Source organism: Micromonospora sp. NBRC 110009 (genome assembly GCF_030518795.1).
GTDB lineage: Bacteria > Actinomycetota > Actinomycetes > Mycobacteriales > Micromonosporaceae > Micromonospora.
Map to the genome: position 1 here is coordinate 6,929,364 of NZ_CP130427.1, position 26,258 is coordinate 6,955,621.

Annotated in this window: 26 protein-coding genes and 1 riboswitch; of the genes, 3 read left to right on the forward strand and 23 right to left on the reverse strand. The window is 74.2% G+C overall.

The window, feature by feature from the left end:
• Window positions 1–45 precede the first annotated feature (45 nt).
• The 10 genes from pheT to Q2K19_RS32695 form a co-directional block, all read right to left on the reverse strand.
• On the reverse strand, window positions 46–2,595 hold the full coding sequence (pheT, locus tag Q2K19_RS32650) for a phenylalanine--tRNA ligase subunit beta (RefSeq protein ID WP_302766285.1): 2,550 nt from the start codon (window positions 2,593–2,595) through the stop codon (window positions 46–48).
• 39 nt (window positions 2,596–2,634) lie between these two features.
• Window positions 2,635–3,708: a phenylalanine--tRNA ligase subunit alpha gene (gene pheS, locus Q2K19_RS32655; RefSeq protein ID WP_302766287.1), complete on the reverse strand. Its 1,074-nt coding sequence runs from the start codon at window positions 3,706–3,708 to the stop codon at window positions 2,635–2,637.
• A 170-nt stretch (window positions 3,709–3,878) separates the two neighbouring features.
• A complete protein-coding gene (locus Q2K19_RS32660) occupies window positions 3,879–4,766 on the reverse strand; it encodes a TrmH family RNA methyltransferase (RefSeq protein ID WP_302766290.1) in 888 nt (295 codons plus the stop codon).
• Between the two features lie 32 nt (window positions 4,767–4,798).
• Window positions 4,799–5,191, reverse strand: coding sequence for a 50S ribosomal protein L20 (gene rplT / locus Q2K19_RS32665; protein WP_091263835.1), 393 nt, complete (start codon window positions 5,189–5,191; stop codon window positions 4,799–4,801).
• 32 nt (window positions 5,192–5,223) lie between these two features.
• Window positions 5,224–5,418: a 50S ribosomal protein L35 gene (gene rpmI / locus Q2K19_RS32670; RefSeq protein ID WP_091309655.1), complete on the reverse strand. Its 195-nt coding sequence runs from the start codon at window positions 5,416–5,418 to the stop codon at window positions 5,224–5,226.
• A gap of 19 nt (window positions 5,419–5,437) precedes the next feature.
• Window positions 5,438–6,064, reverse strand: a complete 627-nt coding sequence (gene infC, locus Q2K19_RS32675) for a translation initiation factor IF-3 (RefSeq protein ID WP_302766301.1) — start codon at window positions 6,062–6,064, stop codon at window positions 5,438–5,440.
• A gap of 393 nt (window positions 6,065–6,457) precedes the next feature.
• Entirely contained in the window at window positions 6,458–6,928 is a 471-nt protein-coding gene (locus tag Q2K19_RS32680) for a PH domain-containing protein (protein WP_302766302.1), read from the reverse strand.
• Window positions 6,925–7,887: a DMT family transporter gene (locus tag Q2K19_RS32685; RefSeq protein ID WP_302766303.1), complete on the reverse strand. Its 963-nt coding sequence runs from the start codon at window positions 7,885–7,887 to the stop codon at window positions 6,925–6,927. Before Q2K19_RS32685 ends, Q2K19_RS32680 begins: the two co-directional genes overlap by 4 nt.
• Window positions 7,884–8,729 carry an ATP phosphoribosyltransferase gene (hisG, locus tag Q2K19_RS32690; protein ID WP_302766305.1) on the reverse strand — a complete coding sequence of 282 codons (846 nt, stop codon included), beginning with the start codon at window positions 8,727–8,729 and terminating at the stop codon, window positions 7,884–7,886. Before hisG ends, Q2K19_RS32685 begins: the two co-directional genes overlap by 4 nt.
• A gap of 48 nt (window positions 8,730–8,777) precedes the next feature.
• Window positions 8,778–9,041, reverse strand: a complete 264-nt coding sequence (locus Q2K19_RS32695) for a phosphoribosyl-ATP diphosphatase (protein WP_036375234.1) — start codon at window positions 9,039–9,041, stop codon at window positions 8,778–8,780.
• A 143-nt stretch (window positions 9,042–9,184) separates the two neighbouring features.
• Between Q2K19_RS32695 and Q2K19_RS32700 the strand changes: the two genes are divergently transcribed.
• Window positions 9,185–10,234 carry an SEC-C metal-binding domain-containing protein gene (locus Q2K19_RS32700; protein ID WP_302766311.1) on the forward strand — a complete coding sequence of 350 codons (1,050 nt, stop codon included), beginning with the start codon at window positions 9,185–9,187 and terminating at the stop codon, window positions 10,232–10,234.
• A 15-nt stretch (window positions 10,235–10,249) separates the two neighbouring features.
• On the opposite strand, the gene ribH is transcribed toward Q2K19_RS32700, so the two are convergent.
• The 7 genes from ribH to rpe form a co-directional block, all read right to left on the reverse strand.
• A complete protein-coding gene (ribH, locus tag Q2K19_RS32705; RefSeq protein ID WP_302766312.1) occupies window positions 10,250–10,747 on the reverse strand; it encodes a 6,7-dimethyl-8-ribityllumazine synthase in 498 nt (165 codons plus the stop codon).
• A gap of 2 nt (window positions 10,748–10,749) precedes the next feature.
• Window positions 10,750–12,018 carry a bifunctional 3,4-dihydroxy-2-butanone-4-phosphate synthase/GTP cyclohydrolase II gene (locus Q2K19_RS32710; RefSeq protein ID WP_302766314.1) on the reverse strand — a complete coding sequence of 423 codons (1,269 nt, stop codon included), beginning with the start codon at window positions 12,016–12,018 and terminating at the stop codon, window positions 10,750–10,752.
• Window positions 12,015–12,710, reverse strand: a complete 696-nt coding sequence (pnuC, locus tag Q2K19_RS32715; RefSeq protein WP_302766316.1) for a nicotinamide riboside transporter PnuC — start codon at window positions 12,708–12,710, stop codon at window positions 12,015–12,017. Before pnuC ends, Q2K19_RS32710 begins: the two co-directional genes overlap by 4 nt.
• Window positions 12,710–13,321: a riboflavin synthase gene (locus Q2K19_RS32720; RefSeq protein ID WP_302766319.1), complete on the reverse strand. Its 612-nt coding sequence runs from the start codon at window positions 13,319–13,321 to the stop codon at window positions 12,710–12,712. Before Q2K19_RS32720 ends, pnuC begins: the two co-directional genes overlap by 1 nt.
• Window positions 13,322–14,383 (reverse strand): bifunctional diaminohydroxyphosphoribosylaminopyrimidine deaminase/5-amino-6-(5-phosphoribosylamino)uracil reductase RibD, encoded by a 1,062-nt coding sequence (gene ribD, locus Q2K19_RS32725; protein WP_302766321.1) that lies wholly within the window; start codon window positions 14,381–14,383, stop codon window positions 13,322–13,324.
• A gap of 169 nt (window positions 14,384–14,552) precedes the next feature.
• A riboswitch (FMN riboswitch) is annotated at window positions 14,553–14,725 on the reverse strand.
• A gap of 81 nt (window positions 14,726–14,806) precedes the next feature.
• Window positions 14,807–15,763 (reverse strand): GGDEF domain-containing response regulator, encoded by a 957-nt coding sequence (locus Q2K19_RS32730; RefSeq protein ID WP_302766323.1) that lies wholly within the window; start codon window positions 15,761–15,763, stop codon window positions 14,807–14,809.
• Between the two features lies 1 nt (window position 15,764).
• The gene (rpe, locus tag Q2K19_RS32735) at window positions 15,765–16,445 is read right to left on the reverse strand and encodes a ribulose-phosphate 3-epimerase (RefSeq protein ID WP_302766324.1); all 681 of its coding nucleotides are present in this window, start codon (window positions 16,443–16,445) and stop codon (window positions 15,765–15,767) included.
• A 259-nt stretch (window positions 16,446–16,704) separates the two neighbouring features.
• Between rpe and Q2K19_RS32740 the strand changes: the two genes are divergently transcribed.
• Together Q2K19_RS32740 and Q2K19_RS32745 are read left to right on the forward strand one after the other, a co-directional pair.
• Window positions 16,705–17,592 carry a septum formation family protein gene (locus Q2K19_RS32740; protein ID WP_302766326.1) on the forward strand — a complete coding sequence of 296 codons (888 nt, stop codon included), beginning with the start codon at window positions 16,705–16,707 and terminating at the stop codon, window positions 17,590–17,592.
• Between the two features lie 139 nt (window positions 17,593–17,731).
• On the forward strand, window positions 17,732–18,622 hold the full coding sequence (locus tag Q2K19_RS32745; RefSeq protein ID WP_302766327.1) for a septum formation family protein: 891 nt from the start codon (window positions 17,732–17,734) through the stop codon (window positions 18,620–18,622).
• A gap of 40 nt (window positions 18,623–18,662) precedes the next feature.
• On the opposite strand, the gene Q2K19_RS32750 is transcribed toward Q2K19_RS32745, so the two are convergent.
• From Q2K19_RS32750 to Q2K19_RS32775, 6 genes are all read right to left on the reverse strand, one after another.
• The gene (locus tag Q2K19_RS32750) at window positions 18,663–20,387 is read right to left on the reverse strand and encodes a M28 family peptidase (RefSeq protein ID WP_302766329.1); all 1,725 of its coding nucleotides are present in this window, start codon (window positions 20,385–20,387) and stop codon (window positions 18,663–18,665) included.
• A gap of 279 nt (window positions 20,388–20,666) precedes the next feature.
• Window positions 20,667–22,199: an RsmB/NOP family class I SAM-dependent RNA methyltransferase gene (locus tag Q2K19_RS32755; RefSeq protein ID WP_302766331.1), complete on the reverse strand. Its 1,533-nt coding sequence runs from the start codon at window positions 22,197–22,199 to the stop codon at window positions 20,667–20,669.
• Window positions 22,196–23,122 (reverse strand): methionyl-tRNA formyltransferase, encoded by a 927-nt coding sequence (gene fmt, locus Q2K19_RS32760; RefSeq protein WP_302766332.1) that lies wholly within the window; start codon window positions 23,120–23,122, stop codon window positions 22,196–22,198. Before fmt ends, Q2K19_RS32755 begins: the two co-directional genes overlap by 4 nt.
• Window positions 23,123–23,127: 5 nt before the next feature.
• On the reverse strand, window positions 23,128–23,688 hold the full coding sequence (def, locus tag Q2K19_RS32765; RefSeq protein WP_302766333.1) for a peptide deformylase: 561 nt from the start codon (window positions 23,686–23,688) through the stop codon (window positions 23,128–23,130).
• 42 nt (window positions 23,689–23,730) lie between these two features.
• Window positions 23,731–24,969 (reverse strand): cytochrome P450, encoded by a 1,239-nt coding sequence (locus Q2K19_RS32770; RefSeq protein ID WP_446839774.1) that lies wholly within the window; start codon window positions 24,967–24,969, stop codon window positions 23,731–23,733.
• 112 nt (window positions 24,970–25,081) lie between these two features.
• Window positions 25,082–26,065 (reverse strand): AAA family ATPase, encoded by a 984-nt coding sequence (locus Q2K19_RS32775; protein ID WP_302766336.1) that lies wholly within the window; start codon window positions 26,063–26,065, stop codon window positions 25,082–25,084.
• Window positions 26,066–26,258 lie beyond the last annotated feature (193 nt).

Sequence of the window (26,258 nt, forward strand, 5' to 3'; positions counted from 1 at the left end):
GAAGGGCCCCTTCCTCGGCGAGAAGAAGGGGCCCTTCCGTCCGGCTCAGGCGCCGCGCAGGGTCGCGCCGAAGCGCTCCGCCGCCCGGGCGACGGCCGCGTCCCGGGCCGCCACCGCCTCCTCGACGGTGAGCGTCCGGTCCGGGGCCCGGAACGTCAGCTTGTACGCCAGCGACTTGCGGCCCGCGCCGAGCTGCTCCGAGGCGTACACGTCGAAGAGCCGGACGCCTTCCAGCAGCTCGCCGGCCCCCTCGGCCAGGGCCCGCTCCACCTCGGCGGCCGGGACCGAGTCGGCCACGACGAGGGCCACGTCGATGAGCGCGGGCGGGAAGGTGGAGATGCCCGGACCGGCCACCAGCGCGGGAGCGGGCAGCGCGTCCAGGTTCAGCTCCATGGCGCTGGTGCGGCGCGGCAGCTCCAGCGTCGCCACCACAGCGGGGTGCAGCTCACCGGCGTACCCGACCGTCGTGTCGTCCACCCGCAGCTCGGCGCAGCGGCCCGGGTGCCAGGGCGCCCGCTCGGCGGCCCGGACGGTGACCCGGTCGGCCGGGATGCCGGCGGCCGTGAGCACGGCCCGGCCGGCCTCGACGGCGTCCGCCCAGCCGGCCGGGCGGCCCCCGCCCCACCAGCCGGCCGGCTCGACCTCGCCGGCGAGCGCCACGGCGACGTGCCGCGGCTGGTCGGGCACCACCGCGTCGGCGGCGGCGAACTCCTCGTCGGTGGGTCGCCGGTCCACGCCCATGGCCGGCGGGGCGCCGACCCCGGGACGCGGGTGGAACACCGCGCCGATCTCGTAGATCGCCAGGTCGCGCAGCCCCCGGCCGACGTTGCGCTTGAGGATGCCGAGCAGCGGGCCGAGCAGGGTGGTCCGCAGCAGCGGCTCCTCCTCGGAGAGCGGATTGGCCACCCGCACCGCCGGCCGGCGCGGGTCGTCGGCCGGCAGGCGGAGCTGGTCGGCGAGCTCGGGGGAGACGAACGGGTGCGCCAGGACCTCGACGTATCCGCGCTCGGCGAGCGACCGGGCCACCGCGCGGCGGCGCAGCTGCTGCCAGGTGAGGCCACGGCCGGGCGGCGCGGTGGGCAGCACCGACGGCAACCGGTCGTACCCGTCCAGGCGGACCACCTCCTCGACCAGGTCGGCCGGGTCGGTGAGATCCGGCCGCCAGGTCGGCGGGGTCACGCTGAGCACCGGGGCCGCACCGGCGGCGGCCACCCCGACCTCGCCCGGGTCCTCGCCGAGCCGGTCGGCGCCGCCCGCGACCGTGCAGCCGACCTGCTCCAGCAGCTCGACCACCCGCTCCGGGGCATACGCCACCCCGACCCGGCGGGACGGCAGGTCCGCCGGCAGGCTGATCGGGGTACGCGGCCGGACGTGGTCGATGTCGAGGACCTCGCCGCCGACCGTGCCCCCGGCGTGCTCGCTCAGCAGCCGCACCGCCTTCTCCAGCGCGACCAGCGGCAGGGCCGGGTCGACGCCCCGCTCCCACCGCTTGGCCGCCTCGCTGAACAGCTTGTGCCGCCGGGCGGTGCGGCCGACGGTCGCCGGGTCCCAGTGCGCCGCCTCGAAGAGCACGTCGGTGGTGGTGGCGATCACCTCACTGGTCTCGCCCCCCATCACCGCGGCCAGCGAGATCGGACCGGTGTCGTCGCAGATCACCAGGTCTTCGGGGGACAGGGTGCGGGTGACGCCGTCCAGGGTGGTCAGCTTCTCCCCCGGCTCGGCCCGGCGGACCACCAGCGGCCCGCTGACCCGGTCGGCGTCGAACGCGTGCATCGGCTGGCCGAGTTCGAGCATCAGGTAGTTGGTGATGTCGACCGCCAGCGAGATGCTGCGGATGCCGGCCACGGTGAGCCGCTGCCGCATCCAGCCGGGCGTCTCCACGGTCGGGTCGATGCCGCGGACCATCCGGGCGGCGAACCGGTCGCAGCCGACCGGGTCCCGCACCTCGACCGGGTACGCCGGCTCGGCGGTGCCGCCCGGCGCCGGGATCGCGGCCGGGTCGCGGAACGGCACGCCGAGGGCGTGCGACAGCTCCCGGGCGAGGCCCCGCACGCTCAGCGCGTAGCCACGGTCGGGAGTGATCTCCAGCTCGACCACGACGTCGTCGAGGCCGACCACCGGGCGGGCGTCGTCGCCGGGCTTGGCCGGGGTGTCCTCGGGCAGCACGATGATGCCCGAGTGGTCGTCGCCCAGGCCCAGCTCCTTCGCCGAGGTGATCATGCCGGCGGAGGTGCGCCCGTACGTCTTGCGCGCGCCGATGGCGAAGTTGCCGGGCAGCACGCCGCCGGGAAGGATCACCACCACCTTGTCGCCCTGGGCGAAGTTGCGCGCCCCGCAGACGATCTCCTGCGGCTCGCCGGTGCCGTTGGCGGCGCCGACGTCGACCCGGCAGAAGCGGATCGGCTTCTTGAAGCCGGTCAGCTCCTCGATCTCCAGGACCTCACCGACCACCAGCGGACCGGTGACGCTCTCGCGCAGGTCCTCGATGGACTCGACCTCGATGCCGAGGTCGACCAGCGCCTGCTCCAGGTCGCCGGCGGGCAGATCGGCGGGGAGGTCGACGTACTCCCGCAGCCAACTGACAGAAACTCGCATGACTGTGAACCACCGTCTCCGTAACTCGTGCCGCGCCGTCTACGCCCCGAACGCGCGGGTGAACCGCACGTCGCCCTCGGCCATGTCCCGCATGTCGCTGACCCCGTGCCGGAACATCACGGTCCGGTCGATGCCCATGCCGAACGCGAATCCGGAGTAGACCTCCGGGTCGATGCCGCAGGCGCGCAGCACCCGCGGGTTGACCATGCCGCAGCCGCCCCACTCGACCCACTGCGGACCGTCCCGGTGCTCCTCGAACCAGATGTCGAACTCGGCCGACGGCTCGGTGAACGGGAAGTAGTGCGGCCGGAACCGGGTCTTCGCGTGCTCGCCGAACATGGCCCGGGCGAAGTGGTCCAGCGTGCCGCGCAGGTGCGCCATGGTGATGCCCTTGTCCACCACCAGGCCCTCCACCTGGTGGAAGACCGGGGCGTGGGTGGCGTCCAGCTCGTCGGTGCGGTAGACCCGGCCGGGCACGACCACGTAGATCGGCGGCTGGCGGGTGAGCATGGTGCGCGCCTGCACCGGCGAGGTGTGCGTGCGCAGCACCAGGCCGGAGCTCTCCGCGCCGGCCGGCGGGGCGATGTGGAAGGTGTCCATCAGGCCGCGCGCCGGGTGGTCGGCGGGGATGTTCAGGGCGTCGAAGTTGGTCCACTCCAGCTCGACCTCGGGCCCCTCGGCGATCTCGTAGCCCATGCCGATGAACAGGTCGCTGATCTGCTCCATCAGGGTGCTCAGCGGGTGGCGGGCGCCGCGCGGCCGGCGGTCGTAGGGCAGGGTCACGTCGACCCGCTCCTCGACCAGGACCCGCTCGGCCCGCTCCCGCTCCAGGGTCTCCTGCCGGGCCGCGTACGCGGTCTCGATGGCGCGGCGGGCCTCGTTGACCCGCTTGCCGGCGTCGGCCTTGGCGGCCGGCGGCAGGGCGCCGATCTCCCGGCGGGCCAGGGCGACCGGGGAGCGGTCCCCGAGGTGCGCGGGGCGCAGGGCGGCCAGCACGTCCGGGTCGGCGGCGGCGGCGAACGCCTTCTCGGCGTCGGCCACGGCCGCGGCCAGGGCGTCCGGGTCGAGCAGGGCGACCTGCTTCGGGTCGTACGGATCGTTGCGGTAGCTCATGGCGTACGGGCACTCCCTCACGGCGGCGCCGGCCCTCGCGGGCGGCTAGGCGAGTCTACGGACGCGCGGCTTCGCCGCAGCCCGCCGGTGGGAGTTCCGCAGGAGGAAGGGTCAGGCCCGCCGCCCGCCGACACCGGCGGGCTGGCTAAACGAACGCCGTGGCGCGTTCATCACGTGGACGACTCCCCTGCTGTGTGTGCCGCGCGACCGGCTGGCGGTCGACGCAGTGCTCTCGCTGAAGCGTACAGGCAGACGGCCGCGGCCGCAGCCAGGTTCAGGCTCTCGGCGCGCCCGTGCAGCGGCACCCGGACCCGGGCGTCGGCCGCGGCGGTCAGCTCCGCGGGCAGCCCGTGCGCCTCCGAGCCGAAGAGCCAGCCGGTGGGGGTGGCGAGCCGGCCGGCGTCGGCCAGCTCGTCGAGGTCGCTGTCGCCGTACCCGGTGGTGGCAAAGACGGACAGCCCGGCGGCCCGCAGTTCCCCGACCGCCGCGAGGGGGTCGGGCGCGCGGACCACGTCGACGTGGAAGAGGCTGCCGGCGGAGGCCCGCACGCACTTGCCGTTGTACGGGTCGACCGCGTCGCCGGCGAAGACCACCGCGCCCGCGCCGGCCGCGTCGGCGGTGCGCAGCACGGTGCCGGCGTTGCCCGGGTCGCGGATCTCGGCGAGCACCGCGACCAGCCGCGGCCCGCGGGCGAGGGCGTCCGCCAGCGGCACGTCGAGGTGCCGGCAGACGGCGACCAGGCCCTGCGGGGCGACGGTCTCGGCGAGCGCGGCCACGGCCTCGTCGGTCACCTCGGAGACGGGGATGTCGGCCCGGGCGGCCTGCGCCGCCAGGTCGCCGTACCGGTCCAGGGCGGCCGGGGTGCCGAACAGCTCGACGACCGTGCCGGCCCGGCCCAGGGCCTCGCGGACGGCCTGCGGCCCCTCGGCCAGGAACCGGCCGGTGGTCTCGCGGTCCCGGCGGCGCTGGAGCCGGCGGGCGGCGACGATCCTGGGGGTACGCGGGGTGAACGGGCCGGAGACAGCGTCGAGGCGCCTCCCGCGCGATGGTGAATGCATGGGAGACGCCTCGATCTGCTGGTACGGGTGGATCAGGCGGCCTGGGCCGCGGCGCCACCGGTGCCCTCGGCCGCCACGGCGGCGCGGGCCAGCTCGACGATCGCGGCGAACGCCGCGGCGTCGTTGACGGCCAGGTCGGCCAGGATCTTGCGGTCGACCTCGATGCCGGCCAGGCGCAGGCCCTGGATCAGCCGGTTGTAGGTCAGGCCGTTGGCCCGGGCGCCGGCGTTGATCCGCTGGATCCAGAGCTGCCGGAAGTCGCCCTTGCGGTCGCGACGGTCCCGGTAGGAGTACTGCATCGAGTGCAGCACCTGCTCCTTGGCCTTGCGGTAGAGCCGGGAGCGCTGACCGCGGTAGCCGCTCGCGGTCTCCAGCAGGGTACGACGCTTCTTCTGGGCGTTCACAGCCCGCTTGACGCGTGCCATCTCAACTCCTTCTTCGGTTCAGGTGGCGCGCGTCAGCGGCCGAGCAGCTTCTTGATTCGCTTGGTGTCGGCCTTGGCCAGCTCGACGGTGCCGGTCAGCCGGCGGGTCTGGGTGGAGGCCTTCTTCTCCAGGTTGTGGCGGAGGCCGGCCTGCTGGGCAACGATCTTGCCCTTGCCGGTCACCTTGACCCGCTTGCCCATACCCGTGTGGCTCTTCATCTTCGGCATGTGGAACGTCTCTCCCCTGTTACTGGCCGCTGGTCTCAGCGGTCGTGCCGGTCTCACCGGCTGCTGCGGTCTCGCCGGCCTCCGGGGCGCCTTCGGCGGCCCGTTCCCGGGGTCCGCCCCGGGTGGCCGTCGCGGCGACCGCGGCGGCCTTGGTGGCGCGGTGCGGCGCGAGCACCATGATCATGTTGCGGCCGTCCTGCTTCGGCGCGGCCTCGACGTACCCCAGCTCCGAGATCTCGGACTCGAGCCGACGCAGGAGCCGGTAACCCAGCTCCGGGCGGCTCTGCTCGCGACCGCGGAACATGATCGTCACCTTGACCTTGTCGCCGGCCTTGAGGAACCGCACCACGTGACCCTTCTTGGTCTCGTAGTCGTGCGGATCGATCTTCGGCCGGAGCTTCATCTCCTTGATGACGGTCTGCTGCTGGTTACGCCGCGCTTCGCGCGCCTTCAGTGCGCTCTCGTACTTGAACTTGCCGAAGTCCATGAGCTTGCACACCGGCGGGCGCGCCATCGGCGCAACCTCGACCAGGTCCAGGTCGACGTCCGCGGCCAGCTGAAGGGCGCGCTCCAGCGGGACGATGCCCACCTGCTCACCTTCAGGGCCGACCAGTCGGACCTCACGTGCCCGGATCTGCTCGTTCACGCGTGGTTCGACGCTGATGGGGCCTCCTCGAGTCGAGTCTCCTACGGTGCCGACTCCGCGGGCTCCCGGGCGGGAGCCGACCCGGAAAGCAGAAGGCCCCGGCGCATGCCAGGGCCCGCTCGACCGGTCGGCACGATCACATGATCGCGCATCCGGAGCCGGGACGTGCCCGGAACCGGAGGACCGGACCCGGCCACCTACAGGGGCGACTCGGGTGGGAGCAGGCGCTCCGCTTCAGGACCACCCGCACGTCAGAGACGGGGGCAGTCTGGTCGACTCCGCAACACTACACCCCCACCCCACCCCTCCCCAAACCGGGCTCCGCACGCCCGCGGGGCCGGCCCCAGCGGCCGGACGCACCCCCGTCGGCCACCGTTCCCGGGAGGGGTGCGATCAGTGGGAGGCGGCCTCGCCCGCGAGGGCGGCCAGGTGGGCCTGGTGCAGGCGGCGCAGGGCGCGGACACCCTCCACCGCATGCTCCTTGTCGGCGGCCTGCAGAGCCACCATCGGCAGCAGGTCGTCGTCGTGCAGCTCCAGGCTGGCCCAGGGGGCGCCCCGGTCGAACCGGACACCCCGGACGACCTCCCACGGCAGCTCGTACGAGCCGATCACGTTGCGGACCCGCACGCCCTTGGCGTCGGCCACCACCCGGGGCCGGGTGAAGAGCAGGATGCCGAGGGCGCCGAAGACGCCCAGCCCGATCATGGCGAGCTGGTCGCCCCGCTGGAACGTGCCGTAGCCGTCGCCGGTGGACCCGGTCAGCGAGGTCGCCACCAGGCTGAACACCACCACCAGCGTGACGGCCGACACCCAGCAGACCAGCCGGATCCGGCGCGGCCGCACGGTCACCACGGAATCGCTCACCCGACCAGTCTGCCATCCGGAGCAGGCTCGTCTTCCGGCGCCACACGGACCGGCGCGCGCCGCCGGACCCCGGCCACCAGCACCGCCACGCCGGTGAGCGCCGCACCGGCCAGCACCGGCAGCCGGACCCCGGCTCCGCCGGGCAGCGCGACGTCCAGCAGCAGGGCACCGCCGAGCTGCCCGGCCACCAGGGCCAGGCCGGTGCGCAGCACCCCGGCGGCCCGGACGCCGACCAGCAGGGCGAGCACGATGCCGACGCCGAACAGGCCGCCGACATAGAGCCACCACTGGGCGGGCCAGGTGGGGCGGGTGGCCAGCACGCCGGCCAGCGCCGCCACCCCGGCGATCGCCGAGGTGCTGACCGCGAAGTTCACCGCCAGCCCGGCGGCCGGGCCGACGGCCGCGGCGACCCGCCCGTTGAGCGCGGACTGGAGGGCCACCGCCAGGCCGCCGACGACCGAGAGCAGCACCAGCCCGACCGCCAGGTCGCCGACCGGCTGGCCGAGCTGGGCGAGGGCCACCGCGGCGATCCCCAGCAGCGCCCCGACGACCCGGGGCCCGGTCAGCGACAGCCGGCCCGTCGCGGCCAGCCCGACCCGGTCCACGGCCAGCCCGCCGAGGCTGCCCCCGGCCACCTGGGCGATGGTGAAGACCGCCACCCCGAGCGCCGGCACGACGAACGGGCCGATCACCACGATCGCCGCCCCGCCCAGCCCGCCCAGGTACGCCCACCAGGGCAGGCCGGAACCGCGCAGCGCGGCCAGCCCGGCGCGCATCGACGGAAGCGCGACCAGCCCGAGCAGCACCAGCAGGCTGCCGCCGAGATTGTTGACCACCGCCCCGAGCACCGGGTCGCCGGCCCGCTCCCCCAGCTCGGCGTTGACCACGCCCTGCGCGGCCGAGCCCAACCCGCCGACCACGACCACGGCCAGGGCGGCCGGCGCCGGCAGCGGCCTCACAGCCGGCAGGCGTGGATGTTGGTGACCAGGATGGCCCGGGCGCCCAGCTCGTAGAGCTCGTCCATGATCCGGTGCGCGTCGTCCCGCAGGACCATCGCCTGCACCGCGACCCAGCCCTCCCGGTGCAGCGGGGAGACCGTCGGCGACTCGATGCCGGGGGTGAGCGAGCTGGCCCGGTCCAGCAGGCCGGCCGGCACGTCGTAGGCGAGCATCACGTAGCGGCGGGCGACCAGCACGCCGTGCAGCCGGCGCAGCAACTGCTCGGACTGGGCGCAGCCGGCCGCGCCGGCCCGGCGGACCAGCACCGCCGAGGAGCGCAGCAGCGGCTCGCCGAAGACCACCAGGCCGGCCTGGCGCAGCGTGGCGCCGGTCTCCACCACGTCGGCGACCACGTCCGCGACGCCGAGGCGGATCGCGTTCTCCACCGCGCCGTCCAGCCGGATCACCTCGGCCTTGACGCCCAGCTCGGCCAGGTGCCGCTCGACCAGGCCCGGGTACGCGGTGGCGATCCGGCGCCCGCCGAGCTCCTGCACCGAGTCGACGTCGTCGGGGCGGGCGGCGAAGCGGAAGGTGGCCCGGCCGAAGTTCAGGTCGACGACCTCCTCGGCCGGCGCGCCGGAATCGACCAGCAGGTCGCGGCCGGTGATGCCGACGTCGAGATCACCCGAGCCGACATAGGTGGCGATGTCCTTGGGGCGGAGGTAGAAGAACTCGATGTCGTTGGGCTCGTCCCGGCAGACCAGGTCCTTCGGGTCGGTGCGCTGGCGGTAGCCCGCCTCGCGCAGCATCTGGGCGGCCGACTCGGCCAGCGCCCCCTTGTTGGGTACGGCGACACGCAGCATGGGTGGAGTGCTCCTTCGGTCGATCAGGTGATCAGCGGGCGGCGGCACTCACAAATGTCGATAGACGTCCTTCAGCTCGAGACCGGTGGCCAGCATCAGCACCTGGGCCTGGTAGAGCAGCTGCGAGATCTCCTCGGCGGCCCGTTCCGGACCCTCGTGCTCGGCGGCCATCCACGACTCGGCCGCCTCCTCGACCACCTTCTTGCCGATGAAGTGCACCCCCTTCTCGAGCGCGGCGACCGTGCCCGAGCCCGGGGTGCCGGCGGCGGCCTTGGCCTGCAGCTCGGCGAACAACTCCTCGAACGTCTTCACGGGATGCGATTCTTCCAGCCGCCCCGGGTGACGATGCGCCCCGGGGCCGACCCGTCACCATCCCCGGGCCACCAAGGCGTCGAGGTGCCCGTGACGGCCGGATCCCGCGGCGGTACGGGCGGAACCCGACGTACCGTGAGATCGTGCCGACGAGAGACGTGATCACCAGCGCCGACCTCGACGAGCTTCGCCGCTCGGCGCTCCGGACGGCCGATCCGCTCGGCGTCGCCGCCGACCTGGCCGACGCGGTGGCGCAGGGCCGGCTGGCGGAGCCGGCGGACGCCGGGGACGCGCTGACCCTGGCCGCGGAGATCGCCGAGATCCGCGGGCGGCTCGACGCCGCGCTGCGGTACGCGGACCGGGCGTTGGCGGCGTACCCGTCGGTCGAGGATGCCCCGGCCGGCTTCGCCCGGGCGCTGCGCGCCCGGATCCTGTTCCGGGCCGGCGGCCGGCAGGACGAGGCAATGGCGGAACTCGCCGCGGTGCGCCAGCTCCTGATCGAACAGCCCGAGGCCCCGGCGTACGTCAGCGCGGCCCTGGACGCCGGCGGTCAATCGGCGATCGCCGAGGAGTGGCTGAGTGAGGCGGTCGACACCGTGCTGGGCCGGCGCGCCACCGCGCCCGGCGCACCCGCGGAGGCCGTACCCGCCGCCGAGGCGGCGGTGGAGGTCGGCCCTCCGGAGGCGCCCGGCGTGCTCTTCTTCCTGCTGCAACAGCGGCACCGGGTACGCCGGGACCTGAACCTGCCGCATGATCGGCAGGACGATCTGGCGGACCGGCTGGAGGTCCAGCTCGTCCGCCGGGCGGAGCAGCGCCAGGGCGCGGAGCCCGACCTGCTCTTCTGGCCCCGGGCCGAGCTCGACCGCCTGCTCGCCGAGCACGCCGAGCTGACCGAGGCGTACGGGCCGGACTGGGACGCGCACCGCGGCCGGCTGGAACGGCACCTCGTCGAGGAGGCCAACACCGGCCGGACCGGACTGACCATGGTCAGCGCATCGGTGGACGGGCTCACCGGCTGGGCCAGCCGGCACAACGGGGATCCGACGGATCCGGAGATCCGCACCCGCTACGCGCGGGAGCTGGCAACCCGCCCCGGCGCCCAGATTTCCTGGCCGCCGGAGCGCAACGACGCCTGCTGGTGCGGCTCCGGCCTCAAGTACAAGAAGTGCTGCCTGCCGCGCTCCCGTGGCTGACCGCCGCAGCGTGGATCAGGCGAAGCCGACCCGGCGGCCGTTGATCGCGTCAAGGCCGCGGATGGCCAGGGCGGCGTCCAGGGCCGCGACGGTCGCCGCCCAGCCCTTGTCCTCCGCCGAGCCGGGCAGCCCGGCCCGGTCCCGGGCCTGCTCGATGGTCTCCACGGTGAGCACCCCGTGCGCCACCGGCTTGCCCTCGTCCAGCGCCACCCGGGTCAGCCCCTCCGTCACCGACTGGCAGACGTAGTCGAAGTGCGCGGTCGCCCCCCGGACCACCACGCCCAGGGCGACCACCACGTCGTACCGGCGGGCCATCGCCTGGGCCACCACCGGCAGCTCGACCGAGCCGGCCACCCGGGCCACCACGGACGCCGCCCCGCACGCCTCGGCGGCGGCCACCGCCCGGTCGACCATGTGGTCGGTGAGGTCGCCGTGCCAGCGCGCCGCCACGATGCCGACGGTCAGCCCGGCGGCGTCCACCGCGGTGACACCCGGTTCCCCGAAACCCGCCATGCCTATGCTCCGATCTCGTCGCCGGCGACCGGGCGGCCCATCGGCGCCTCGGTCACCTCGTCCAGGCCCTCCAGGAGGTGGCCCATCCGGTCTCGCTTGGTGCGCAGGTAGCGCACGTTCTCCGGGTTCGACCGGATGGGCAGCCCCTCGCGGCCGCTCACCGTGAGGCCGTACCCCTCCAGGCCGGCCCGCTTGGCCGGGTTGTTGGTCAGCAGCCGCATCGAGCGGACGCCGAGGTCGTAGAGGATCTGCGCGCCGGTGCCGTAGTCGCGGGCGTCGGCGGGCAGGCCCAGGTCGAGGTTCGCGTCCACGGTGTCCCGGCCCTGGTCCTGAAGCTGGTACGCCTGCAGCTTGTGCAGCAGGCCGATGCCGCGCCCCTCGTGCCCGCGCACGTAGAGCACCACCCCGCGCCCCTCCCGGGCCACCCGGGCCAGGGCGGCCTGCAACTGCGGGCCGCAGTCGCAGCGCAGCGAGCCGAAGACGTCCCCGGTGAGGCACTCGGAGTGCACCCGGACCAGCACGTCCTGCCCGTCGCCGAGGTCGCCCATGACCAGCGCCACATGCTCGGCGCTGTCGAAGTCGCTGCGGTAGCCGAGCGCCCGGAACACCCCGTACGGGGTGGGCATCCGCGCCTCGGCGACCTGCTCCACCTGCTTCTCGGTCCGCCGCCGGTAGGCGATCAGGTCGGCGATGGTGATCAGGGTCAGGCCGTGCTCGGCGCAGAACTTCTCCAGGTCGGGCACGCGCATCATGGTGCCGTCGTCGTTGACCAGCTCGCAGAGCACGCCGGCGGGGCGCAGCCCGGCCGCCCGGGTCAGGTCGACGGCCGCCTCGGTGTGCCCGGGCCGGCGCAGCACCCCGCCCTCGCGGGCGCGCAGCGGCACCACGTGCCCGGGGCGGGCCAGGTCGGTCGGGTCGGTGGTCGAGTCGGCGAGCAGCCGGATGGTGTGCGACCGGTCGGCGGCCGAGATGCCGGTGCTGATCCCCTCCCGGGCGTCCACGGTCACCGTGTAGGCGGTGCCGCGCCGGTCCTGGTTGGTGTGGTGCATGGGCGGCAGGTCCAGCCGGTCGCACTCGCTCTCGGTGAGCGGCACGCAGATGTAGCCGGAGGTGTAGCGGACCATGAACGCGACCAGCTCCGGGGTGGCCAGCTCGGCCGCGAAGATCAGATCGCCCTCGTTCTCCCGGTCCGCGTCGTCGACCACGACGACGGGCCGGCCGGCGGCGATGTCCGCCACCGCCTGCTCGATGCTGCCAAATCTGGTGCTCATGCCACTGCCTCCGAGTACGTCGGCGGAATCGGGGTGCGGGCGGGCGGGGAGGTCCGGGAGGTGCGCCACCAGGCGTACAGGCCGGCGGCGCAGAACCCGCCGTAGACCAGGTACATCGCGGCCGACGGGTAGAAGCCGCCCTGCAGCAGCAGCGGCACGCCGACCGCGTCCACCGCGATCCAGATCAGCCAGAACTCCACCCAGCCACGGGCCATGCCGTACGTGGCGAGCAGGCTGCCGACCAGGATCCAGGCGTCGGGCAGCGGGCCCCAGGAGCCGAGCGCGGCCAGCACCGGGTACGCGGCGGCGGTGCCGACCGCGGCGGCGGCGAGCAGGCCGAGCCGCTCCCGCCAGGTGGCCCAGCGCGGGGTGACGGCCGGCTGTTCCCCGCCGCCGGAGCGGCGGTTGCGCGACCAGCGCCACCAGCCGTAGACGCTGACCGCGAAGAAGAAGACCTGCCGGCCGGCCTGGCCGTAGAGGTCGTGCGCCTGCGGGGTGGCGAAGACGCCGCCGAGGAAGACGGTGAACAGCAGCGCGTTGCCGATCATGCCGACCGGCCAGGCCCAGACCAGCCGGCGCAGCCCGAGCAGCGCGGAGGCGAGGCCGAAGACGTTGCCGACGATCTCCCGGACCAGCACCGGCGAGCCGGCGACCTGGACCTGGGCGTCGAGCAGCCAGCCGAGCGGGCCCATCACCGCTCACCTCCCGCCGGCCGGTCGCCGAGCAGCCGCTCGACGTACTTGGCCAGCACGTCCACCTCGAGGTTGACCGGGTCGCCGACGTCCTTGGCGCCGAGGGAGGTGAGCTTCAGGGTGGTCGGGATCAGCCCGACCGTGAACCAGTCGTCGCCCACCTCGGCGACGGTCAGCGAGACGCCGTCGACGGTGATCGAGCCCTTCTCCACCACGTAGCGGGACAGCGCGGCGGGGAGCCGGAAGCGGACCGTCTCCCACTGTGCGGCCGGCTCCCGGGAGATGATCTCGCCGACCCCGTCGACGTGCCCCTGCACCAGGTGCCCGCCGAGGCGGCTGCCCAGCGCGGCGGCCCGCTCCAGGTTGACCGGGTCGCCCGGGCGCAGCGCGCCGAGCGCGGAGCGGCGCAGGGTCTCCCCCATCACGTCGGCGGTGAACACTCCGCCGTCGACGTCGACCACGGTCAGACAGACCCCGTTGACGGCGATGGAGTCGCCGTGCCGGGCGTCCGAGGTGACCAGCGGGCCGCGGATCGCGACCAGCGCGGAGTCGCCCCCGGTCTCGATGGTCCGGACGATCTCGCCCAGCTCCTCGACGATGCCGGTGAACATTCAGGCCTCCCTCTTCCGGGGCAGCGCGGTGATCCGCAGGTCGGGGCCGACCTGCGTAACGTCGGTGATCTCCAGGTCGATGGCGTCGGCGATGGTCGTCACGCCGGCGTCGAGCAGCGCGGTCGGGCCGGCGCCGAGCAGCTTCGGCGCGACGTACCCGACGATCTTGTCGACCAGGCCGGCGGCGAGGAACGCGCCGGCCAGCCGGGGGCCGCCCTCCAGCAGGGCCGCCCGGACGCCGCGGTGGTGCAGCTCGGCGAGCAGCGCCGGCAGGTCGACCCGGCCGTCCGGCCCGGCCCCGACCTCCGCGGCGGTGGCGACCCAGGTCCGGGCGGCGCCGTCGCGGACCCGGGCGGCGGCCGGGGTACGCCCCGAGCTGTCCACCACCACGCGCAGCGGCTGCCGGATGGCCAGGGTGCCGTCGCGCAGGTTGCGGGCGGTGAGCCGGGGGTCGTCGGCAAGCACGGTGCCCACCCCGGCGAGCACCGCGTCGACGGTGCCGCGCAGGGCGTGCACGTCGATCCGGGCCGCCTCGGAGGTGATCCACATGCTGGTGCCGTCGGCGGCGGCGGAGCGCCCGTCGAGGGTGGCGGCGTACTTCCAGATCACGTACGGCCAGCCGCGGCGCATCGAGGTGAGCCAGGCGATGTTGCCGGCCTCGGCCTCCTCGGCGCGTACCCCCATCTCGACCTCGACCCCGGCGGCGCGCAAAGTGGCCGCGCCGCCCGAGGCGACCGGGTTGGGGTCGCCGACGGCCACCACCACCCGGGCGACGCCGGCCGCGATGAGCGCGTGGCTGCAGGGGCCGGTGCGGCCGGTGTGGTCGCAGGGCTCCAGGGTGACCACCGCGGTGCCGCCGCGCGCCCGCGTGCCGGCCTGGGCGAGGGCGACGATCTCGGCGTGCGGGCCCCCCGCGTAGGCGTGGAAACCCTCCCCGACGAGCTCGCCGGTCGGGTCGAGCAGGACGCAGCCGACCACCGGGTTGGGGCTGGTGGTGCCGAGACCGCGAGCGGCCAGCGTGATCGCGCGACGCATCGCGTCGTCGATGGAGACGCTCGCCATCGCCTTCCCCTGCCCTCTCACTCGCCGGTCGCGCGCGGGCGGGGCTGGGAGGTGGCGGCACGGATGCCGCGGACGAGCGGCGGCGGAGATCCGGGGACGGCACGGCCGACCCCGGGAAGCCCACGCGGCGGCTGAGGGTGTCAGCGGCCGGCAGGGGCCTCCCCGTCCCGCGCGCTGTCTCCCATCCGGACTGTCTGGGGGCGGACGAGCCGCACCCCAACCGTCGGCCCCGGATTCTCACCAGGTCCACCGTCCGGCCGAAGCCGTCCGGGTCGCGGGCTTACCACGGTCGGACCGTGGATCACCGCCGGTTCGGAATTTCACCGAGCCCCGCCAGCGCGTGGTGGGTACACGGGAAGTCTTACACGCCCGGCGGGGGGTCGTGCCACAGAGGCGAGCTACCTCACAGCGACGACCGGATCGTCACGTCACGCCCCGGCGCCGGTCGACCGCGACGTATGACCCGGGTTGGCTCTTGGCGACCGTCTTCATCTCGGAGGCCACCGCGATCGCCTCGAGCGGGTCGGTGAAGCGCTTCCCCGGGTCGGAGAGGGAGACGCCGATGGAGAGGGTGACCAGGGCGGCCCGGCGGATGTTGCCCCGCCGGTCCTTCAGTTCGACGAAGCCGCGCTCCCGGTCGGTGGGGTCGTAGAGGGCGTCGGCGGCCTTCTCGAAGTCCACCACGGCCCGGCTGGTGAGCGGCCGGATCTGGCCGGGCGTGCAGACGATGACGAAGTCGTCGCCGCCGACGTGGCCGAGGAAGGCCGGCGGCAGCCCGAGCGAGACCACCGCCCGGTGCAGGCTGCGGGCCAGGGCGGAGATGAACTCGTCGCCGCGGACGAACCCGTATCGGTCGTTGACGCTCTTGAACCGGTCGATGTCGATGTAGCCGACCGCGTAGTCCGCGCCGTTGCGTACCCGGTCGCTGATCTCCCGGCGGATCCGGCTGTTGCCGGGCAGCCCGGTCAGCGGGGAGACCTCCCGGAACTCCTTGTTGCGGCGCAGCGTGGAGCTGACCCGGGCGATAAGCTCGGCGGTGTCGAAGGGCTTGACCAGGTAGTCGTCGGCGCCGGCGCTGAGCCCGTTGACCTTGTCCACCGTCATGCCCTTGGCGGTCAGCATGATCACCGGCAGGGCCGAGGTCATCGGGTCGGCACGCAGCCGGCGGGTCAGCTCCAGGCCGTCGATGCGGGGCATCATCAGGTCCACCACGGCCAGGTCCGGCCGCTGCCGCTCGATGACCTCCAGGGCCTCCTGGCCGTCGCCGGCGTGCAGCACCTCGAAGCCGTGCAGGCGCAGGTTGAACTCGACGAAGCGGGCGATGTCCGCGTCGTCGTCGACGACGAGGATGACGTCGGGTCGCTCGCCGGCCGGGTCCACGTCAGGCCCCGGTCATCGCGCGTTCCGCCTGGCCGCGCAGCCGGCGTACCGCCTCGGCCGGGTCGTCGGCGCCGTAGACCGCGGTGCCGGCGACGAAGGCGTCGGCGCCCGCCGCGGCGGCCTGCTCGATGCTGTCCGCGGCGATCCCGCCGTCGACCTCGATGCGCAGCTCCAGGTGGCCGGCGGCGACGTGACGCCGGGCGGTGCGCACCTTGTCCAGCAGCTGCGGGATGAACCGCTGCCCGCCGAAGCCGGCCTTGATCGTCATGATCAGCAACGTGTCGAAGCTGGGCAGCAGCTCCAGGTAGGGCTCGATCGGGGTGTCCCGGTCGATGGCCAGCCCCGCCTTCGCGCCCGCCGAGCGCAGGTCCTTGGCCAGCGCCACCGGGTCGTCGCACGCCTCGGCGTGGAAGGTGACGTTGTAGGCGCCGGCGTCGGCGTAGCCGGGGGCCCAGCGCCGCGGGTCCTCGATCATGAGGTGCACGTCGAAGGGCAGCTCGGTCGCCGCGCGCAGGCTCTGCACCACCGGGAGCCCGATGGTCAGGTTCGGCACGAAGTGGTTGTCCATGACGTCGACGTGCAACCAGTCGGCGGCGTGCTCCACGGCGCGGACCTCGTCGGCGAGGCGGGCGAAATCGGCGGCCAGGATGCTGGGCGCGATGATCGGCGGCGGTACGGTCACCGGGCCAGTGTACGAACGCGGCCACCGACCGTTCACGGCACGGCACCGGCGGGGACTCCCTGTGATCCAGACGTGACCGCTGGTGCAGAATTGGCCCGTCCGGAGGAGGATTCCGGAACGGGAAGCCATGCTTCACTGGCCGATCGACCGAAAGACGGCGACACTCCAACAGGGACTGTCACGGTTGCCGCACGCCAGGTGGCGGAGAACGCCGCGGGGACCGTGGCGACCGGCTGTCAGCTCCCGGAAAGGGCGGACGATGCGACGGTGGCTCCTGGCGCTGGCGCTGGCCGGCACGGCGACGGTGGTCCTGGGCGGCTGTGTCGCGCCGCACCGGGCCGACGGCGACCTGACCGACGACTGGCCCGCGCTCCCGGCGCCCCGAATGTTCGTCCCCGCCACGGACGCCTGCCTGCCCCGCATCACCGCCGTCGTGCAGGCCGCCACGTACGAGACGGTCGACTGCGCGCGCAGCCATCTCGCCGAGGTGGTGCACGTCGGCGCCTTCACCGGAGCGGCCGCCGCCGGCGCCCGGCCGAAACCGGGCTCCCCGGCGCTGCGGGTCGCCCGGGCCGAGTGCGACCAGCGGGCCCGGGAGGTGATCGGCGGGGACTGGCACGCCGCCCGGCTCACCATGAACATCGCGCTGCCCACGACGGCCGCGTGGCTGGCCGGGGCGCGCTGGTACCGCTGCGACCTCGCCGAGACCGACAGCATCGACAACACCCGGCCGGTGAACCGCGTCGGCAGCCTGCGCGGCGCGCTGGTCGGCGACAACCAGTTGGCGCACCGCTGCTTCGACCCGAAGCTGATCGGCGAGAACCTCAACTACATGGCCCCGGTGCTCTGCACCGAGGCACACCGCGCCGAGTTCGTCGGCGTCTACGAGGAGCGCGACATGAGCTGGGCGGACTTCCTGCGCGCCGCCCCGGCCGTGCACCGCCGCTGCATGGCGCTCATCGCCGCCTTCGCCGAGGTGCCGAACAACGCCGACCTGCCGTACCGGGCCGGCTCGATCTTCTACCCGCCGTCGCAGCGGGAATGGGAGGAGGGCGATCGGGGGGTGCGCTGTTTCCTGTGGAGCGACGACCGGAAGCTGACCCGGTCGATGCGCGGGGCCGGCCCGGAGGGACTACCCGTCAGCTGAGCCCCGGTGCCGTATGCTGCACCGCCGTGGCGGTCGACCGTTCCGGTCGCGGCGGGGCGTCGGACGCGCCGCGCCGAAATGGTCGAAGTCGGCACTCGGCGCCGGTCGGCGCGACCACGACGACGGGGAGGTCGGTGCGATGCGGCGATGGTGGACGGCGGCCGCCGTGGGCGCGGCGGCGACGCTGGCGCTCGCCGGGTGCGGCGCGCCGGCCGGGGTGGACCGGGACCTGGCCGACGACTGGCCCGCCCTGCCACGGGCGGTGGCGTTCGTGCCGGAGGCCGGGACCTGCCACGTCACGGTCCAGGACGTCGGCTACCTGAGCGGCTACAACCCGGTCGCCTGCACCACCTTGCACCGCGCCGAGACGCTGCACGTGGGCACCCTGACCGGCTCGGACGCCGACCGGAGCGCGCCCCCGCGCGCCGGGTCCAGCGGGATGCGCACCGCCCGCGCCGAGTGCGACACGCAGGTCAGCAAGACCGTCGGGGCGGACTGGCGCGGCGGCCGCCTGGTGGTTTCCGTCGTTTTCCCCTCCGCGCCGGCCTGGACCGGCGGGGCGCGCTGGTTCCGCTGCGACGCCTCCGAGGTGAACAGCCTCGACGACGGCAGCGTCGTCCCGCGCGCCGCCACCCTGCGGGGGGCGCTCGCCGCGGGCTCCCCGCTGGCCTTCGGTTGCTTCAACCCGAAGCTGGTCAAGGACGACATCGAGGAGATGCGACCGGTCTCCTGCACCGCGAAGCACCACGCCGAGTTCGTCGGGGTCTACCAGTTCCCGGACATCTCCTACGCCGAGTTCGAGCGCACCTCGCTGCGGGCGCACAAGGCCTGCCGGGGGCTGGCCGCGAAGTACGTGAAGGTGCCGAACGACAGCGACCTGCAGTACCGGGCCGGCACGATCATCTACCACCCCCTCGAGGAGGAGTGGAAGGACGGCGAGCGCGGCGTGCAGTGCTTCCTCTGGGTGTCGGACCGGACGCTGACCCGCTCCCTCAAGGGCGCCGGCAGCAAGGGACTGCCGGTCCGGTGAGCGGGGCGGGTCCGCCGCCCGCCCCGCAATGGCGCACCGGCTAGCCGACCTGCAACGTCACGTCGTCGACGACGAAGCTGGTCTGCAGCGACGCGTCCTCCACGCCGGTCCACTTCAGCGTCACCGTCTGCCCCGCGTAAGCGGCCAGGTTGAACGTGCGCGGCAGGTAGCCGGAGGCGGCGTTGAGGTTCGAGTACGTCGCCAGCGTGGTGCTGCCGACCTGCACGGTCAGCCGGTCGTACGCCGTCGACGTGGTCGTCTCCGACGTGTCGATGTGCAGCCAGAACGCCAGGGTGTAGCTGGCGCACCCGGCCGGGATGTTCACCGACTGCGACAGCGTGTCGGTGTGGCTGCTGCCGTACCCGTCCAGCCACGCCTTGTAGGACCCGGTCCGGGCCGGCTGGCTCGACGAGCTGGTGATCACACCGGCGGTCGCCGTCCACGGCGCCGTCCCCGACTCGAAGCTGCCGTTGCCGATGAGCTGCCCGCCGGTGCAGCCGCCGGTGCCGGTCACGGTGAGGGTGTAGCTGGCGGTGCGGGTGACCGACCCGGTGCCGGTGACCGTGATGGTCCAGGTGCCGGTGGTGGCGGTCGAGGAGGCGCTGACGGTCATGGTCGCCGAGCCGCCCGAGGTCACCGAGGACGGGCTGAACGACACGCTCACCCCGCTCGGCGCGCCGGATGCGGAGAGGCTGACCGGCTGGGCGCTGCCGCTGGTGGTGGCGGTGCTGACGGTCTCCGTGGTGGAGCCGCCCCGGGCCACGGTGCCGGAGGTGGGGCTCACCGAGACGGAGAAGTCGTTGGTCGGGGTGCCGCCGACCGCGAGCTGCCAGATCGTGTACGCGACGCCGTCGGCGCTGCGGTTGAGGATGGTCGCGTTGATGTTGCTGGTGGTGTCGCAGGCCCGGTGGTAGCAGGAGTCGTACGCGGCGCCGGCGGTGCCGCCCCACTTGCTGGCCTGGGCGGACGTCTTGGTGTAGCTGGCCCCCGCCGCGTACCCGGAGGTCTGGATGCCGGCGTTGGCGAAGGAGTAGTCGTCGGAGCGCCCCTGCCCCTCGGTGTTCTCCTCCGGCTGCAGGCCGAACGAGTCCCAGTACGCCTTCAGCGGCGCGGCCGTGGTCGAGCTGACCCGGTTGATGAAGTACCCGCCGTTGGGCGAGCCGACCATGTCGAAGTTGTAGTACGCCTTGATGTACCCCTTCTGGGTGGCGCTGAGCTGGTTGACGTAGAACTTCGAGCCCTGCAGCCCCTGCTCCTCGCCGTTCCACCAGGCGAACCGGACCCGCTTGGTCATGGACGGGTTCTGACTCGCCAGCACCAGCGCGTTCTCCAGCAGGGTGGCGGAGCCGGAGCCGTTGTCGTTGATGCCCGGGCCGGCGGAGACGCTGTCCAGGTGTGCGCCGAACATGATCACCTGGTCGGCGGGGCCCTGCGGCCACTCGGCGATCAGGTTGCTGCCGGGATAGGTGCAGGTGGCGCAGGTCTGCTCGGTGACCGTGTAGCCGGCGGCCTGGAGCTTGGACTTCACGTAGGCCACCGAGGCGGTGTAGCCGGCCGAGCCGGCCCGCCGGGTCCCGCCGTTGTTGGTGGCGATGGTGTTGAGCTGGGTCAGGTGGGCCTGGACGTTGGCCACCGAGATGTCCGGTGCGGCCAGGGCGGGGGCCGCCGGTGCGGAGGCGGCGGAGGCGGCGGTGCCGGTCAGGGCCGCCGCCAGGGTGGCGACGAGGGCGAGCGCGGGGCCCGCGGTCGGGGTGCTGCGTCTCATGGAGACTCCTCGTGGGGTCGGCGGGACGGACGGGCGGGGTGGGCTTGCCCGAGCCGATGATCGGCACAGTTACATGTATCGATATAAGAGTCAACGGGGGTGTCACATCCCGCGTGAACTCTCCTTCCCGCCGCCCGATCCGCACCCACAACCCGACGCCACGCCTGTTGACCAAGGAGTTTGCGTCGCGGAGACGTGGCGTCCCGACGCAAACTCCTTGGTCAAGGTGGCAGGAGTCCGGCGTGCGGCAGGCGGGGCCTGGCCGGTGGTGCGGGGGCGTCAGCCCTTGCGCAGCACCGCCAGGAACATCGCGTCGGTGCCGTGCCGGTGCGGCCAGAGCTGCGCCGTCGGCCCGTCCCCCAGCCCCGGCATGCCGGCCGGCAGCAGCGGCCGGGCGTCGACGAAGTCCACCGGGAACCCGCAGCGGCGGGACGCCTCGGTCACCGTCACGTGCGTCTCCACCGTGTGCGGCGAGCAGGTCACGTACGCGACCAGGCCGCCCGGCCGCGCCGCGCGCAGTGCCGCGGTGAGCAGTTCCCGCTGCAGCCGGGTCAGCGGCGGCAGGTCCGCCGGCTGGCGGCGCCAGCGGGACTCCGGGCGGCGCCGCAGCGAGCCGAGGCCGGTGCACGGCGCGTCGACCAGCACCCGGTCGAAGTGCCCCTCCGGCAGCTTCGGGTCGGCGCCGACCGTCCGCCCGTCGGTGTTCAGCACGGTCACCGGAAGGTCCCGGGTGGCCTGGGCGACCAGCCGGGCCCGGTGCTCGGCCACCTCGACGGCGGTGAGCCGGGCACCGCGCTGCGCGGCGAGCGCGCCGAGCAGGCCGGCCTTGCCCCCCGGACCGGCGCACAGGTCGAGCCAGCGGCCGTCCGGGCCGTCCAGCGGCGCGACGGCGAGGGCGTTCGCCACCAACTGCGAGCCCTCGTCCTGGACGTGCGCCCGCCCCTCGGCCAGCGCCGGCAGCTCACCCGGCGCCCCGCCGGACAGGTAGACCGCGTACGGCGAGAAGGCGCCGGGCGCGCCGCCGACCTCGTCGGCCAGCTCCACCGGGTCGGCCAGGCCCGGCCGGGCGCACAGGTGCACCGGGGGGCGCTCGTTGTCCTCGATCAGCAGCCGGGTGGTCTCGCCGAGGTCGCCGCCGAGCGCCTCGGCGAAGGCCCGCACGATCCACTGCGGGTGGCTGTACGCCAGGGCCAGGTGGCCGATCGGGTCGGTCTCGACCGACGGGGCGAGCTTCGCCACCCAGCCGTCGGCGTCGCGGGTCGCCACCTCGCGGAGCACCGCGTTGGCGAAGCCGGTGGCGCCCGGGCCGACGGCGCGGACCAGGTCGACCGTGGAGGAGACCGCCGCGTGCGCCGGCACCCGGGTGTGCAGGAGCTGGTACGCCCCGAGCCGCAGCGCGTCCCGCACCGGCGGGTCGATCCGTTGCACGTCCCGGCCGGCCGCGTCGGTGATGATCGCGTCCAGGGTGCCGGTGTGGCGCAGCGTGCCGTAGGTCAGCTCGGTGGCGAAGGCGGCGTCCCGGCCGGTCAGCCCCTCGTCCCGCAGCATCGTCGGCAGCACCAGGTTGGCGTACGCATCGTCCCGGTGCACCGCGGCGATCGCCTGGTAGGCCACGTGCCGGGGCAGGTCCACGGTGGGCCGGGCCGGGCGACGGCCGCCGCGCCGGTCGGCGCCGAAGCGCCCCTCGCGGGCCGGCCGGTCGGAACGCTCCCCGCCGCGATCCCGCGACCGCTCGCCACCGCCGGACCGGTCGGGGAAACGGCCGCCACCGGCTCGACCCGCGCCGTCCCGCGGCTCGACGGGCCCCGTCACGCGAGCACCTCGCCCGCGGCGACCCGGGCGCCGCGCGCCCAGTCACTCGCCGACATGGCCTTCTTGCCGGCCGCGCGCACCTCGCCGAGCTGCACCGGGACGGTGGCCGTGCCGGCCAGCACGCGGGACTTCTCGACCAGCAGCTCGCCGGGCTTCAGCTCGGGGCCGTTCGCCACCGGGGTGACCGGGCCGAGCTTGACCCGGTCGCCGCGGAAGGTGGTCCACGGGCCGGGTGCCGGGGTGCAGGCGCGGATCCGGCGGTCGACCGCGAACGCCGGGTCGGTCCAGCGGACCCGGGCGTCCGCCACGGTCAGCTTCGGCGCGAGGGAGACCCCGTCGGCGGGCTGCGCCTCGGCCCGGGCGGTGCCGGCCTCGAGCGCGTCCAGCACCGCCACCAGCAGTCCCGCACCGGAGTGGGCGAGCCGCTCCAGCAGGTCTCCGGAGGTGTCGCCGGGGCGGATCTCGTCGGTCACCGTGCCGTACACCGGGCCGGTGTCCAGCCCCTCCTCCAGCTGGAAGACGCTGGCCCCGGTCAGCTCGTCGCCGTGCAGCACGGCGTGCTGCACGGGCGCCGCGCCGCGCCAGGCGGGCAGCAGCGAGAAGTGCAGGTTGATCCAGCCGTGCCGGGGGATGTCCAGCGCCACCGGCGGCACCAGCGCGCCGTACGCGACCACCGGCACGCAGTCCGGGGCCAGTTCGCGGAGCCGGTCCAGGAACTCGGGCTCGCGCGGCTTCGCCGGGGTCAGCACCTCGACGCCGTGCGCGTCGGCCCACGCCCCGACGGGCGAGCGGACCAGGCCCCGGCCGCGGCCGGCCGGCGCGTCGGGACGGGTGACCACGGCCAGCAGCTCGTGGCCGGACGCGGCGATGGCGTCCAGGGCGGGAACGGCGACGGCCGGCGTGCCGGCGAAGACCAGACGCATCCGCGTCACCGCCCCAGGCCGAACGGGTTGCCGGCGGCGTGCGGGCTGAGCTTGACGGTCGGCGGGGTGGCCGGGTCGTACCACTCGGCCTGGCGGATCGCCTTCATGGCCGCCTTGCGGCCGGCCGGGTCGAGCCGGTCGACGAAGAGCACCCCGTCGAGGTGGTCGGTCTCGTGCTGGACGCACCGGGCCATCAGGCCGGTGCCGACGATCTGCAGCGGGTCACCGTAGCCGGTGAAGCCCTTGGCGATGACGTTCTGCCGGCGCTTCGTGTCGAAGTAGAGCCCGGGGATGGACAGACACCCCTCCGGGCCGTCCTGCTCCTCCTCGTCGGGGAACTCCAGCACCGGATTGACCAGGTGCCCGAGGACGTCGTCCACGTCGAAGGTGAACACCCGCAGGCCCACCCCGAGCTGCGGCGCGGCCAGGCCGGCCCCGCTCTGCTCGCGCATCGTGTCGGTCAGGTCGGCGATCAGCTTGCGCAGCTCGGCGTCGAAGTCGACCACCGGATCGGCCGGCGTGCGCAGCACCGGATCGCCGAACAGACGGATGGGCTGGACGGTCACGCGGGGTGGCTCCTTAACTGGGACGAGTGGTGCCGTACCAGTCTACGGAGTGGCCCCGGTCGCCCCGGCCGGCGTACCGCGATCGACGACCGACGCCTCCCCGTCACCCACGGTGACCGGCAGGGTGGCGTAGCCCCGCAGGGTGAGCCGGATCCGCCGCTCGGGCGGCCCGGCCAGGGCGAGCCCGGGCAGCCGGCGCAGCAGCAGCGGGAAGGCCACCTGCGCCTCCAGCCGGGCCAGGGCGGCGCCCAGGCAGTAGTGCGGGCCGGCGCCGAAGGAGAGCGGGTGGACCTGCGGGCGCCACGGGTCGAAGCGCTGCGGCTCGGGGTAGCGGCGGGGATCCCGATTCGCGGCGCCGAGCATCACGATGAGCCAGCTCTCGGCGGGCAGGTCGACGCCGCCGTGCCGGGCCGGGGCGGTGCTCATCCGGGAGGTGAGCTGCACCGGTGAGTCGTAGCGCAGCAGCTCGTCGACGTAGCCGGGGGCGAACTCGGGGTGGTCGCGCAGCGTGGCCGCCTCGCGGGGATGGTCGAGGAGGACCACCAGGCCGTTGCCGAGCAGATTGGTGGTGGTCTCGAAACCGGCCACCAGCAGCACGATCAGGTTGGCCAGCAGCTCGTCGCCGGAGAGCCGGTCGCCGTCGGAGTCGTGCGCCTGCACCAGCGCAGTGGTCAGGTCGTCGGCCGGTGCCCGGCGGCGGGCCGCGACCAGCGCGGAGAAGTAGTCCCGCAGCTCGCCGGCGCCCCGGTCGGCCACGGCCAGCTCCTCCGGGGTGATCTCTGGTTCCAGGATCCCGGTGAGGTCGGTGGCCCAGCGCCGGAACAGCGGCCGGTCGGCGGCCGGCACCCCGAGCAGCGCGCAGATCACCCCCACCGGCAGGGGGTACGCGAAGTCGGCCAGGAAGTCGACCGGCGCGCGGCCGCGGGCCAACATCCCGTCGATCAGCTCGTCGGCCTGGGCGACGACGACGTCCCGCATGGCGGCGATCCGGCGCGGGGTGAAGGCGCCGGCGGCCAGCCGCCGCATCCGGCTGTGGTCGGGCGGGTTGGTGCGCAGCATCGACCGGGAGATCGACAGGACCGCGGGGCTCTCCCGCCAGCCGGGCAGGAACTGGTCGCGCAAGTTGTCGTCCATCACCCCGAAGCGGGCGTCCCGGAGGATCGCGTCGGCCTCGGCGTAGTCGGTCACCACGTAGAAGACCGGCCCGGCCTGGACCACCGGGCCGTGGCCGCGCAACTGCTCGTAGGTCGGGTACGGGTCCACCCGGCCCGCCGGGGACATCAGCAGCGCGAGGGCGTCGGCAGGATCCACGGTCGGCCTCCCCAGGCGTCGGAGACCCTCATCATGCTCCGGTCCGCCCGATCCGGCGATCCCGCCGCAGGGCCGCCCCCGCTCAGACGCCGGTGCCCGGCTCCCCGGCCAGCACCGCGTCCCCGCCGAGCAGGGCGTGCTCGGGCAGCGGGAGCTGGATGCCGTGCGCGGCCTCCCAGTCGTGGATCAGGCTGGGCCGGGCCTGCGCGGCGAAGTAGTCGACGGCGCTCATCCCGCCGACCACGGGCTCCTCCACCTCGGCGGCGAGCCGGGCCGGGACCAGCGGGAAGCCGCTCTGCAGGGCGGCGCTGAGCCGGCGGTGCCCGTCGACCACGAAGAAGTACTCCCCGGTGTAGCCGATGGTCAGCGGCGCCAGGGCCTCGTCGCCGGCCTCGGCCACGTCGCCGACGAACTCCGAGTCCCAGAGCCCGCGCAGGGTGGCGATGTCCTCGGTCGGGTAGATCCGGCCCGGGTCGAGCAGCAACAGCGGCCGGCCCGCGGCCAGCACCTCGGCGCCGAGCCGCCCCTCGTAGACGTCGATGACGTGCTGGATCACCTGCTCCGGGTTGGCCCGGGTGGTGTCGCAGATCAGGTCGTAGTTGCGCAGCCGCGCCTTGTCGACGCCGTACCGCACGATGAACCGGCCGCGCTCGCTCTCGCTGCGCTCCTGGAGCTTGGCCCGCGCCTCCGCCAGCGAGGTGTAGCTCTCGGCCGGGCCGGACGGCCGGGCGAGCACCCGCCGGGCGGCCTCGGTCGGCTCGGTGATCATGTGCACCTTGAGCGCGTCGGTGAAGAAGTGCCAGGCCAGCCGGGAGTCCATCACCAGGCGCTCACCGGAGGCGGCGATGTCCCGCTGGAGCTGGTCGACGTACCCGTCGACGGCCTGGTCCAGCTCGGCGTGCAGGTTGAGCTGGAGGGCGGTCATCTGCCGCTCCTGGGCCATCTGCCGGTAGAGGTCGCCGACGCTGACCCGGCGCATGTTCAGCCGCTTGGCGATCTCGACGGAGACGGTGCTCTTGCCGCTGCCGAGGTCACCGTTGAAGACGATCGACTGACGAACGGTCACGACTGGTCCACCCCTGAATCAGCGCCTGGTTGACATCATCGAGTTGGCGTCGGCCCGACGCCCTTCCGCCATCTTCGCGCCATCCGTGCACTCCGGCATGACGGGAAACGCTATCACGCGTTGTTCACCGACCGGCCGCACGAGGTGTGCGACAAACCGCTGGTCACGACCGTCAACGACGGCTGAGTGCAGA

Excerpts from the sequence above, each read along its gene's own strand:
- pheT (WP_302766285.1), bottom strand. The coding sequence starts at position 2,595 with ATGCGAGTTTCTGTCAGTTGGCTGCGGGAGTACGTCGACCTCCCCGCC.
- pheS (WP_302766287.1), bottom strand. The coding sequence starts at position 3,708 with ATGAGCTACCGCAACGATCCGTACGACCCGAAGCAGGTCGCCCTGCTC.
- Q2K19_RS32660 (WP_302766290.1), bottom strand. The coding sequence starts at position 4,766 with ATGCATTCACCATCGCGCGGGAGGCGCCTCGACGCTGTCTCCGGCCCG.
- rplT (WP_091263835.1), bottom strand. The coding sequence starts at position 5,191 with ATGGCACGCGTCAAGCGGGCTGTGAACGCCCAGAAGAAGCGTCGTACC.
- rpmI (WP_091309655.1), bottom strand. The coding sequence starts at position 5,418 with ATGCCGAAGATGAAGAGCCACACGGGTATGGGCAAGCGGGTCAAGGTG.
- hisG (WP_302766305.1), bottom strand. The coding sequence starts at position 8,729 with ATGCTGCGTGTCGCCGTACCCAACAAGGGGGCGCTGGCCGAGTCGGCC.
- ribH (WP_302766312.1), bottom strand. The coding sequence starts at position 10,747 with ATGGCGGGTTTCGGGGAACCGGGTGTCACCGCGGTGGACGCCGCCGGG.
- Q2K19_RS32710 (WP_302766314.1), bottom strand. The coding sequence starts at position 12,018 with ATGAGCACCAGATTTGGCAGCATCGAGCAGGCGGTGGCGGACATCGCC.
- pnuC (WP_302766316.1), bottom strand. The coding sequence starts at position 12,710 with ATGGGCCCGCTCGGCTGGCTGCTCGACGCCCAGGTCCAGGTCGCCGGC.
- Q2K19_RS32720 (WP_302766319.1), bottom strand. The coding sequence starts at position 13,321 with ATGTTCACCGGCATCGTCGAGGAGCTGGGCGAGATCGTCCGGACCATC.
- ribD (WP_302766321.1), bottom strand. The coding sequence starts at position 14,383 with ATGGCGAGCGTCTCCATCGACGACGCGATGCGTCGCGCGATCACGCTG.
- Q2K19_RS32740 (WP_302766326.1), top strand. The coding sequence starts at position 16,705 with ATGCGACGGTGGCTCCTGGCGCTGGCGCTGGCCGGCACGGCGACGGTG.
- Q2K19_RS32745 (WP_302766327.1), top strand. The coding sequence starts at position 17,732 with ATGCGGCGATGGTGGACGGCGGCCGCCGTGGGCGCGGCGGCGACGCTG.
- Q2K19_RS32750 (WP_302766329.1), bottom strand. The coding sequence starts at position 20,387 with ATGAGACGCAGCACCCCGACCGCGGGCCCCGCGCTCGCCCTCGTCGCC.
- fmt (WP_302766332.1), bottom strand. The coding sequence starts at position 23,122 with ATGCGTCTGGTCTTCGCCGGCACGCCGGCCGTCGCCGTTCCCGCCCTG.
- Q2K19_RS32770 (WP_446839774.1), bottom strand. The coding sequence starts at position 24,969 with ATGTCCCCGGCGGGCCGGGTGGACCCGTACCCGACCTACGAGCAGTTG.